Consider the following 11,312-nt stretch of genomic DNA (forward strand, 5'->3'; position numbering starts at 1 on the left):
CGACTCCGATTTCGATTCGGGTGAATCGCTTGGCATTAACTCGCAAATGCTACTGAGAAAAGCATCAAATAGAAAAGAGGTGTGGTTCACACCTCATCCATTGTGAGGTTTTTTTTCGATGCTGCAACCAAATTCGTCGGGGATTTTCTTGTCATTGCGAATCGTGCGAAGTGTTTCGGAAACGCTAAGGCAGTCGAGCCGGTCGCCGCATGTCGCGATCGGGAAATACAGTTCTCTTATGCCTCATGATTTTCATACGCAGCAACATCATGCTGTTTTGATTAGGCTAATCGAGTAAAACGATGACTCCTGCCCCTTTGCATTCCTTTCACTTTCCCACCTGCGAGTTGATTGCTGCCATGACTGACCGCCGCGAATTTATAGGACTTGTTAGCGCCTCTGCCGTTGGTTTGGCGATGACCGGCAACTCTGAAGCCGCTTCCGCAGCCGAAGTGGATTTCACGAACAAAAAATCTCCCGTCCGGTTTGCGCTGAATATGAGCACACTACGAGGACACAATCTGACGATCACGCAGCAGATCGAAGTGGCTGCCAAAGCGGGCTATGATGGCGTTGAACCATGGATTCGGGATCTCGAAGCTTATGTCAAGAAGGGCGGCAACGTTGCGGATTTGCGAAAGCAGATTGAAGATGCAGGGATGACCGTCGATAGTGCCATCGGTTTCGCACAATGGATTAACGACGACGCCGAACAGCGAAAAGCGGGACTCGAAGTGGCTCGTCGTGACATGGAGTTGATTCGGTCAATTGGGGGGGCAATGATTGCGGCGCCGCCGATCGGCGCGCATCAAAAAGATGCGATCTCGCCGCCATTACCAGTCATTGCCCAGCGTTATCGTGCTCTGCTGGAGGTTGGTGACGAAATCGGGGTCACGCCTCAATTGGAACTTTGGGGCTTTTCACCTACGATCAGCAAGCTCGGCGAATTGGTATACGTCGCGACGGCGGCCGAGCACCCCAAGGCATGTGTGCTGCCCGATTTCTATCACATCTACAAAGGCGGCAGTGATTTTGCGGGATTGGGGATGATCGAAGCCTCGCGGATGCATTGCTTCCACATCAACGATTATCCAAGCGAACCTTCGCAACGCGACATCAGCGATAAAGATCGCGTCTTTCCCGGCGACGGTGTCTGCCCGCTCGTGCCAACGATTCGCCAATTGTTGGACAACGGATTTCGAGGCACCTTTTCACTCGAGTTATTTAATCCCGAGTACTGGAAACGCGATGCGTTGGAAGTGGCTCGCGAGGGATTGGAGAAATCCAAACGCGTTGTGGCGGATGCGATAGCCCAAGCGTGATTGACGTTAGCAAGCGACTGCAAATATCAAACGCACGTCGGTGTCTAGACGATCCTCGGTATCGCCACCTACGATAGGCCGTTTGACGGATTCCAAAACTCGAATTAACAAGGATTTATTGCCGTGCCCACCATCGGTCCCATGATCGCAGCGTCCAGCCGGATTGGACTTGCCAACGCCCAACGCATGCTCAAAGACGTCACTCCTGAACAATTTGCTCGCTTTGCCAAGTGTGGTGATACTGTCATCGAGTCAAACCATCCTGCATTTGTGTACGGGCATCTTAGTCTGTATGCGTCCGAGGTGATCAAGGCGTTGAGGGGCGATGCATCGCCATACCTACCGAGCGAGGAATTTGTCAAAGTGTTCTCGAAGTCGGCGAAGTGTGTCGATGATCCCGAGGGAAACATCTATCCTGCGATGGACGAAATCCTGAACGCGTTCAACACCGGATACGAAGCGGCGCTGGCAGCACTTGAAACGGCCGACGACGCTGTTTTTCTAGAGGTGAACCCCAACGAAGCAATGCGGGATCGTGTTCCGACGACCGGTGCAATGTTGAATTTCTACGTTGGGGGGCACATCACGCTTCACGTCGGTCAAATCAGTGCGTGGCGACGCGCGTGTGGCTTGGGACCTGCGTAACGACAAGTCGATAGAGCAATTTAGGCGAGCATCTGTACGTGAGCGATTCGGTTCCCAGTGACCCTCTTTCGAGTGATGCTGCGTCAAACGCTGCGGAGGCAGTCGATTTGCCGGTTGCGGCATGCTTGGACACGATCCTTGCTGCCGCCGCCGAGTCGCGACCGGTGGTATTAAAGGCACCGCCGGGTGCTGGGAAAACAACGCTGGTACCGCTCGCACTGCTGCAGCGGAAGATCGTCGATGACGGTGAGATTCTGCTGATCCAACCGCGTCGGTTGGCTGCGCGTGGGGCGGCGGCGAGGTTGGCTAGTCTGGACGCCAGTGAATTAGGCAGCCGTATCGGCTATCACGTTCGCTTTGATCGATGCACTTCCAAGCAGACGCGGTTGATCGTGATGACAACCGGAATGCTGCTCCGCCGACTCAGCGAAGACCCGCTGCTGGAAAACGTGAGCTGCGTGATCTTGGACGAGTTCCATGAACGCAGTCTTGAGATTGATTCGGCACTGGGGATGCTACACCGTATTCGCACGACGCTGCGACCTGAACTGAGACTGATCGTGATGTCGGCCACGTTGGCGACCGAGCCGGTTGTCGACTTTCTCGGCGATGCTGTTTCGGTCCACAGCGAAGGACGGGCATTTCCAGTGGACATCATCCATTCGCCGCATCTGTCCAAGCAGCCAATCGATTCACAAATCCTTGAAACGTTGCCCGCTGCTCTCGCTAGGACTGCTGGTCATGTGCTGATCTTCTTGCCCGGGGTGAGGGAAATCCGGCGGACGCACCGGATGATCGCGGCTAGCGGGATCGCTGATGATTGCACGCTGCATGATCTGTATGGCGAGATGCATGCAGCCGATCAAGACATCGTGATTGCCGCATCGAAGAAACGCAAAATCATTCTTGCCACCAATGTCGCTGAAACCTCCGTCACGATCCCTGGTGTGACCGCAGTGATCGACAGCGGACTTGCTCGCGTGATGCGGTTCAATCCCGCCGTGGGGCTTCCGGTACTTCGTCTGGAGCCGATCTCTCAGGCCTCGGCGGACCAACGTGCCGGCCGTGCTGGGCGAACTGAAGCGGGCGTCTGTTTCCGGCTCTGGCCGCAGGCTGCCCATCGATCGCGTCGGCTACACGATTCGCCGGAAATCGAGCGGGCTGACTTTAGTTCTGCCGCCTTGATGTTGTCCGGTTGGGGCGAACGCGACGCTTTGGATTTTCCTTGGTTGACACCGCCTTCGCTGGAAACCGTTGACCGGGCCAAACGCTTGTTGGTTTCGCTCGCTGCAATCGATGAATCTGGGGCTTTGTTGCCCGTCGGACGACGGATGATGCGGTTGCCACTGCATCCTCGGATTGCCCGTTTTCTTGTTGCCGCCGATGACCTTGGGGTGCTGTTCGATGCATCTTTTGTGGCGGCGCTGTTGAGTGAACGCAGTCCGTTTCGCTCGCAGTCACTGAGTCTGATTGATCAACTTGAAAAATTAAAGCGTTTTCTTGATGGCGATGCGCGCATCGAAATCGATCGTGGGGCGGCGAAACAGATCCAGCGTGTTGCTAAACAGTTTCGTCGAATTATGAAGGCGACGGATAGCTCACCGCAGCGTTCTGAGGATCATCATGCGTTGCAGCAATGTTTGTTAGCAGCGTACCCCGATCGCGTCGCACGTCGACGTAACCACGACAACGACCGAGGCTTGATGGTGGGCGGTCGTGGTGTGCAACTTGCCAACGCGGCGCTGGCACGCGAAACCGGAACGCCATCCAAATACTTTCTTTGTATCGATGTCGACGACCGTGGAGCGGAAGCGTTAGTGCGATCCGCTGTACCGATCGATCTCGAGTGGCTTGACGCGTCGCAGATTCGCACCGTCGATGAACCGTTTTACGATCCCGCGAAACAGGTCGTTATCGCGCGGCGACGGCAATATTTTCATGATCTCGCACTCAGCGAATCGCCGATCGAGTGTCAACCCAGTCCATATGTGGCTGCGGTGTTGGCCGAGGTGGTGCGCGACGATATCGAATCGTTGTTAAGCGAACAAAAACAAGGCTGCCTTGACGTTTCTAAGACGTGTTCGTTTTTTGCACTCACAGCTACCGGATTTGGATATCCCCAAACTTGATGATGCCGCCGTACAAGTCGTTTTGCAGCAGTTGTGCCAATCGGCAACTTCGCTGGCGCAGCTTCGCCGTGCAGCTTGGCTGGATCATTTCAAAGGCGTCTTCGATTATTCGCAGTTGCAGCAAGTCGAGCGTCATGCTCCTGAACGAATCACCGTCCCCAGCGGCAATACCGTTCGCGTCGAGTATGTCGAGGGCAAGCCTCCGGCGATCCATGTCAAGCTGCAAGAACTGTTTGGCTGGACCGACACGCCTCGCATCGCGGGCGGCAAAGTGCCGCTGCAGCTGCACTTGCTCGGCCCTAACCGTCGACCGCAACAAATCACCGATGACTTGAACAGCTTTTGGAAGACTACCTACCCGGTCGTCCGCAAGGAACTGCGTCGCCGCTATCCCAAACATTTTTGGCCTGAGGACCCGTTGACTGCCAAGGCAACCCATAACGGACTGAAACCCCGAGATTAAACGCGAGTCACCTCAACAAAAGGTTACTCGATCGCCTTCGTTTTGCATTCCGGGCGAGGCGAGCTGCATTGCACTGCAACGACCGCCAACCAGGCTGGTAAAAAGATTGCCGCAGCGTCGCTGAATCGGCCAATCCCGGGGCTGGTCAGAATGACAAATCCCAACTTTGCGAACAGGTAAGTCAGCGTAATGATCGTCAGCGATCGCATGACGCGTGCATTGTCCAAGTCACCGCTACACGGTATTCCGCGTGTCGCTGCATAAATCAGCCACGCGGCTAAGCACAGGATTGCGGCCAAGAATATCGGGTGCATGACCATGTCGGCAGCGATCGCCCATGCACCTCGCCGCCCATTCTTTGCAACCCACAAGATGTAGCGCCGTGGGTATTGGCGGATGATTTCTTTGTTCATCGATTTGATTGCGTTATGCTGTGCCACAGGATCGTCGCCTGCGAGTGATTTCGCCGCCGGCACGACGACGAAATAGGTCATTTCGTCCCAGCGAGCATCGATGGTCATCGTCGCTGCCGCCTCGCCTGCCGCGAACGTATGCCCTGTTGCTGCGAGTTTTTGTTTCTTGAGCACGATGGCTTTTCCCATCGCTGCAGCATCGCCGGGCAGCGTCTCGAGTTCTTCGTCAGAGACCAATTGGACCAAGACGCCTGCCAAATTTTGGTGGCCAAACGGCAAGATTCCAAAGTCGTTAACGGCAACCATACGAAGCCCCATCCACGCCAAGATTGGCACGAGTGTCGCGATCGAAACGATCATTGCATTGCCAATCGCTGTCTTCCATGACTGACCATGTACCCGGCCCAACAAACCGCCTGCGGCTAACAACCATGGGATCAGGAATAGGTAGGCCGGACGCAGCATGATCGCAATCACCGACAAAATCACCGTCGCGGTGGCCCATCGCCACGAATCCGCTGCCGTGCTGAATCGCAGTAGTGCGGTGGCGACCATCACGCCGGCTGACGCTGCGATCGCGTCGGTCGAAATGATGTTGATGTTGTCCATCGCGGTGCACCCCACTGCGACCGCAATCCCTGCGATGACGCTGTAGCGATGCATCATTCCCAGACGTCTTAGTTCAATGGCGAACCACGATGCCGCCATCGCGTGAACGATCACTTGGGCTAAGGGCACCCATTCCAATCCGACGATGCTGCGAAACGCCAGTAACCACAGCGGATACCCCGGCGTGCGAATCGACCGTCCGATCGAATCCAGAGAGGAAAACGAGTAGTCCAGATAGCTGGTGGAATCGGAAACGAAATGCGGTTCCAGTCGCCCACTCAGCCACGCAACGAAAACGCCTCCGACGACAAAGGAAATCCAATAGGCGAAAGCGGGCTTCATCGTTGGTTCGATTGTTGATCAAAATTGGAAGTAGACGAACGGTTGGAAACCGACAGGAGCATAGATTAACAAAGCCCAAAGCATCACGGTGGTTGCGATTGGCGAATACCAAGCGTCCGGTGGCAACCGCATCGCTCGCCGCCAGCGTGTCGTCCACACCGCGTGCTCGACGATCACGCATCCGATCACGCCGATCACCAGCGGTGGATACCAATGGATACCAGACGACGGAAGCGTCAATCGTTGCAGCATGCTTACTGTGGCGTTCAAATCGGTCGAGCGGAACAGCACCCAACCGACCAACACCACCATCATCACCAACGCCCAGTGAATCCACGTCGGCAGTCGCCGTGACGTCATGCTACGCATGGCTCGCTCGAGACACAACGCTCCGCCGTGCAGCACGCCCCACAATACAAACGTCCAAGCCGCACCGTGCCACAGTCCGCCAAGCGTCATCGTGATCATCAAGTTGCGGTATGTCGCCGTCGTCGAGTTTCGATTGCCACCAAGCGAAATATATAGATAGTCACGAAGCCAACGTGACAGCGTCATATGCCAGCGATGCCAAAATTCGGACATCGATGTGGCTAGGTACGGATGCCGGAAATTTCTGGGAAATCGATAACCCAACATCTTTGCCGATCCGATCGCCATGTCGGTGTAGCCGGAAAAGTCGAGATAGATTTGGCCGGCATAGGCGATCACGGCCACCCACAGTGTGCTGCTGCTGTAGTAGTCCGGGTTCTCGAAAACGACGTCGACCATTTCGCCTAACCGGTCGGCCATCAAGACCTTCTTGACGGCGCCTCGCAAAAGCTGCTGAAAACCAAAGTAAAACCGTCGATTCGACCATATGGGAGTCGTGCAAAGCTGAGGTAGCAGTTCACGTGCACGGACAATCGGTCCGGCGACCAACTGAGGAAAGAAAGCAACGTACAGGGCAAAGTCGAGCAGGCTGTGCGTGGGCCGCAAAACACGTCGATAAACATCGATCGTGTAGCTAAGTGTTTGGAATGTGTAGAACGAGATGCCGACGGGCAGGATGATGTTCAGCGTGCTGGCACTGACGCCGATCGATTCGACCAGCGGGGCTGCCGATTCGATAAAGAAATTGAAGTATTTAAAGAACCCCAAGACCCCGAGGTTGACCAAGATACTAACGCTCAACCAGCGGCGACGCGTGGTTGCATCGTCGCGGTTGTCGATCGCATGCGAAACGACAAAGTCGACGAACGTTGACAGCAACAGCAACAAACAAAACCGAATGTCCCAATACGCATAGAAATAGTAGCTAGCGACCAGCAGGATCGTATTGCGAACAATGCGATTGCTCGTCATCCAAACCGCAGAGAGCACCACGAGAAAGAAGATCAGGAACTCAGCTTGAGTAAACAGCATTTCGATCTCTCCGCAATTTAGTGAACGGGGAAATCATCGAGTTCGATTTCGGAGACGATCTCCGATGCAATGATGGCGTAGCCGGTCGCGTTCAGGTGGCCTTGGGTGATGATGCCATTGTGGAACCCGTGCGGCCATCGATTGTTTTCGGCCGAATCCACAAGTTTCTCGGTCACGCCACGTAGCAACAGACCGGCGGAGTGGGCGGCTTGCTTGATTTCTGCCAAAGAATCGCCAGTCGGTTGATCGTCATCCACGGCGATTCGCGTCAAGGATTTACGGTGAATTCGCGGTGAATAAAGCAGCAGGATGGGGCGATCACTGGCGGATCGAATCCGCTGCATCACCGCACTCCAATCGGGTTGGTCGATCGTCAGCGTCCCGGTTGGCGACGGCTCCTCAGCAATCGGCCCCGGCGAAAAACGCAGCGTTCGCGGTGTATCATCGGACGTTCGCAAGACGCGGCGTATGGCTTGGATCACAAACGCAGGCACATTCGATGCGATCCGGTTTTGCGCTGCTAGCTGCGAAGATTCGATTTCGGGGGATGTGTCCGGGGATGTGGCGATCGCGGCTTCGAGATCGACCATTTCCGCGACCAAGATCACGTGCATGTCGATCGCAAGTGCGGATTCGACTCGCGGGATTTGAGCCAACCAATCGGCTGCATCGTCGCCGCTGCGGGCCAATGGCAATGCCGTGATCGTGTGCTGAGATTGTTTGCCGATGCGTTCAATCTGGCGATGCAGCTTTTCCTCGTCGGCAACGCCAACGCCTTCGGCTTGCGAATCACCCCAAATTGCGAGGCGAATTTCGTTCGCTGGTTTGGTTGCGTCAAGACTTACCCGTCCTGGCATGCCGTGCGGTCCGATCGCTGTGGTTGCGTAGCCCTCGCTACGCCACCGATAGAAATGTCCCGATTGAAGAACCAAGACGCCACGCAGCGGATCAAGCCGCGAGGGAACGTAGCTTCGGACAAACAGCGGTGAAGTCAACGCGATAAGAAACGTGCCAAACAGTGCACCGAGCAACCATTTGGCAACGATTCTTTTTGCGTTGGGGGCGTTCATGCGTCCGTGTGGGATTACTCTTCCGTCACTCGCACGGTGGTCATCTTGTCGCCTTGTTCGATCGAATCGACAACGTCCTGGCCTTCGATGACTTTACCAAACACGCTGTGTTTGCCATCCAAGTGTGGAGTGGCAAGGTGCGTGATGAAGAACTGGGATCCGTTGGTGTTCGGGCCTGCGTTGGCCATCGAAAGAACGCCGGGACCATCGTGCTTGAGTTCAGGGTGAAACTCATCTTCGAATTTGTAGCCCGGACCGCCCGGTTCCTGTGCCTTGAGGGCAGCCGCCTTGGATCATGAAATCAGGAATCACGCGATGGAAGCTCAGCCCGTCGTAGAATTTCTTTTCGCAAAGCGTTTCAAAATTTCCGACGGTTTTGGGTGTCTTGTCATCGAAAAGTTCGATGCGGATTTTGCCTTTGGTGGTGTCAAACGTTGCAACTTTCATAAATCAATCTTGTTAAGAGAGGGGGAGATTGGTTTCGCCAATTTCGGTGACGAAAAAGATGGGTGGTTATTTGAGCAGGATTTCGGGTTCGGCAGGATCGAGTGCCGGCGAATCAGCGTCCATTTCAAATCCAGTATCAATTTGATCTTCAAATGAATCCAAATCCGAAATGACTTCGTGACGGGTCCCGTCGGGCATGACCAGTTCCGCCGACTGGATCGATAATCCGTTTCCGTGGCTGTTTGGGTCCTGCTTGATTTCGAGCACGCCGGAACCCTTGCTGCCGACGAGATCAAACGCCAGGATGCCGGGCCCGTTTTGGCCCGCTTCGCCGGTAGCCGCCAAGTTCAGGTCGGCGGATTCGATTTCGCCAATGTGTTCTTGAATGACCGGATTGGCACCGATTTCCTGTTTCACCATGTCGGCCATCATGCCCTTGCCCATGCTGAACATGAAATAAATGCCACCGCAACAAACCAATCCCCCGACGACGCCCACACCTAGGATGATTCCCAATATCCATTTCCAGGTATTGCTCTGAGGTGGAGGTGACGACTGCGGGTCTGCAAATCGGCTGTTCGGGTTGGTTTCAAACGGGTCGTTCGGGGGCATCGACATTCAAGTCACTCAACAAGGCGAGGGCGATTTCAGCGCAAAGGGAATCGTTTCAGAGCGGCAGAAAACCGGTACGAGAATCCGCATCCATGACGGTTTGGCTTCGTCTCTATTAGAACGGCAATCCGCTTTTCGGCATAGTCGTTGTGGCATTGGCGAGCTGGCAAGATCGACCCAGACGACTGGCGCCGAAGCGATCGCGTTTGACCTCGAGGCTGACAGGAGAGCAGGAAATGCGGGAAACCGCCCGAGTGGCTAGCGGAGCTTCCCCCATGCTGCTGGTCCAGTGCTGAAACCCACTCGATTTACGAGGTTTCCTTAATTAACAAAGTTGTATTGCTATGGGGTGTTCGCCCCCATTGGCTGCGATTAGCCCCCACGGAACACACCTGGACTTCCGCTTTGCAAAAATTCAGATATCCTATTTGGGTCCGGGCCAACGCCTCGCTTGTCAGAATACGAGTTGAGTTGAGTTGGGACACAATTCCTTTGCTGCGACGCAGGATGCTTCGCAAATTGGAATATTGGGTGTGGTAGGTAGAACCGCTTGGACTTTGTTGAGCCTGCGGGACGAAATGTTCGCTCCTAGGCTCGAAAATCACTCGTACTGATGATTCATTAGAGGGAATCAAATTCATGACCAAATGCAAGTTAGAGTACATCTGGCTCGATGGCTACCAACCCACCCAGAGCCTGCGAAGTAAGACGAAAATTGTTGACGACTTCAGCGGCAAAGTCGAAGACGCCGAGCAATGGTCCTTTGACGGTTCCTCTACCGAACAAGCGCCAGGCGGCAGCAGCGATTGTTTGCTGAAACCCGTGTATGTTTGTCCCGACCCTGCACGTTTGGGCACCGGTTTCTTGGTCATGTGCGAAGTCCTTGATCACGAAGGCAACCCACATCGCACCAACGGTCGTGCGACGATCGACGACAATGATGACGATTTCTGGTTCGGATTCGAGCAAGAGTACACGATTTGGAACCCCGACACGAACAAGCCGGTTGGCTTCCCTGTCGAAGGTTTCCCCGGTCCTCAAGGCCCCTACTACTGTAGCGTCGGCCACGGCAAAGCCGTCGGACGCGAAATCGTCGAAGAGCACCTCGAGCTGTGCTTGGCTGCCGGTTTGAACGTCGAAGGCATCAACGCCGAAGTTATGATGGGCCAATGGGAATTCCAAATCTTTGCAAAGGGCGCCGCGTTGGCTGGCGACCAGATTTGGGTTGCTCGTTACTTGCTCGAGCGTACCGCCGAAAAATATGACATGAGCATCAACTGGCACTGCAAGCCAGTTCAAGGCGACTGGAACGGCAGCGGCATGCACGCCAACTTCAGTAACACGCTTCTGCGTACTTGCGGCAGCAAAGACGTTTACGACGCCGTTTGCCAAGCGTTCGAGCCACGTATCAAGAGCCACATCGACGTTTACGGTGCGGACAACGATCAACGGTTGACCGGTCTTCACGAAACTCAATCGATCGACAAGTTCAGCTACGGCGTTTCCGACCGTGGTGCATCGATTCGTATTCCAATCGTGACGGTCCAAAAGGGCTGGAAGGGCTATCTCGAAGATCGTCGTCCAGCATCCAACGCTGATCCTTACATGGTTGCCAGTGCAATCATCACGACGGTCAAGAGCGCCAAGTTGCCTGTCGGCGCGTAACTCACCCGAGTTAGTTTAAAAAACGAAAGCCCGCTCGCATTCATTTGCGGGCGGGCTTTTTTTCGTTTGCCGCCGGGTTTTCGACGCGGTCAATTCGTCTGCATCGGCGGCTGGATTCCGCTAAGATGATCAGCATCTCGGCTCTCCCTTTTTTCTCGATGTGATCAGTTCCATGTCACGACTTTCGGATGACC

General features: G+C 54.9%; 9 protein-coding genes and 1 pseudogene. 5 read left to right on the forward strand and 5 right to left on the reverse strand.

From position 1 onward, the window contains the following. Positions 1-302 precede the first annotated feature (302 nt). The 4 genes from RMSM_RS35060 to RMSM_RS35075 all read left to right on the forward strand — a co-directional run bounded on the left by RMSM_RS35060 (position 303) and on the right by RMSM_RS35075 (position 4,559). Positions 303-1,322: a sugar phosphate isomerase/epimerase family protein gene (locus RMSM_RS35060; RefSeq protein WP_008709043.1), complete on the forward strand. Its 1,020-nt coding sequence runs from the start codon at positions 303-305 to the stop codon at positions 1,320-1,322. Positions 1,323-1,445: 123 nt separating this feature from the next. Then, positions 1,446-1,967: a DinB family protein gene (locus RMSM_RS35065; protein ID WP_236622432.1), complete on the forward strand. Its 522-nt coding sequence runs from the start codon at positions 1,446-1,448 to the stop codon at positions 1,965-1,967. A 38-nt stretch (positions 1,968-2,005) separates the two neighbouring features. Continuing rightward, on the forward strand, positions 2,006-4,096 hold the full coding sequence (locus RMSM_RS35070; RefSeq protein ID WP_008709048.1) for a DEAD/DEAH box helicase: 2,091 nt from the start codon (positions 2,006-2,008) through the stop codon (positions 4,094-4,096). Continuing rightward, a complete protein-coding gene (locus tag RMSM_RS35075; RefSeq protein ID WP_236622433.1) occupies positions 4,056-4,559 on the forward strand; it encodes an ATP-dependent helicase C-terminal domain-containing protein in 504 nt (167 codons plus the stop codon). The genes RMSM_RS35070 and RMSM_RS35075 overlap by 41 nt, the downstream gene beginning before the upstream one ends. A 23-nt stretch (positions 4,560-4,582) precedes the next feature. Here the strand turns inward: RMSM_RS35075 and RMSM_RS35080 are convergent, their stop codons facing one another. The 5 genes and pseudogenes from RMSM_RS35080 to RMSM_RS35100 form a co-directional block, all read right to left on the reverse strand. Next, positions 4,583-5,923: a hypothetical protein gene (locus RMSM_RS35080; protein ID WP_008709053.1), complete on the reverse strand. Its 1,341-nt coding sequence runs from the start codon at positions 5,921-5,923 to the stop codon at positions 4,583-4,585. A gap of 18 nt (positions 5,924-5,941) precedes the next feature. Beyond that, positions 5,942-7,324, reverse strand: a complete 1,383-nt coding sequence (locus RMSM_RS35085) for an MBOAT family O-acyltransferase (protein ID WP_008709055.1) — start codon at positions 7,322-7,324, stop codon at positions 5,942-5,944. A gap of 17 nt (positions 7,325-7,341) precedes the next feature. Beyond that, complete coding sequence (locus RMSM_RS35090; protein WP_008709057.1) at positions 7,342-8,394, reverse strand: hypothetical protein; 1,053 nt, start codon at positions 8,392-8,394, stop codon at positions 7,342-7,344. Between the two features lie 14 nt (positions 8,395-8,408). Further along, positions 8,409-8,841, reverse strand: a pseudogene (locus RMSM_RS35095) (peptidylprolyl isomerase). 66 nt (positions 8,842-8,907) lie between these two features. Next, positions 8,908-9,459: a hypothetical protein gene (locus RMSM_RS35100; RefSeq protein WP_040771204.1), complete on the reverse strand. Its 552-nt coding sequence runs from the start codon at positions 9,457-9,459 to the stop codon at positions 8,908-8,910. Between the two features lie 633 nt (positions 9,460-10,092). Between RMSM_RS35100 and RMSM_RS35105 the strand changes: the two genes are divergently transcribed. Beyond that, complete coding sequence (locus tag RMSM_RS35105) at positions 10,093-11,118, forward strand: glutamine synthetase beta-grasp domain-containing protein (protein ID WP_008709065.1); 1,026 nt, start codon at positions 10,093-10,095, stop codon at positions 11,116-11,118. Positions 11,119-11,312 lie beyond the last annotated feature (194 nt).

Source organism: Rhodopirellula maiorica SM1, assembly GCF_000346295.1.
In the GTDB taxonomy this organism is placed as follows: domain Bacteria; phylum Planctomycetota; class Planctomycetia; order Pirellulales; family Pirellulaceae; genus Novipirellula; species Novipirellula maiorica.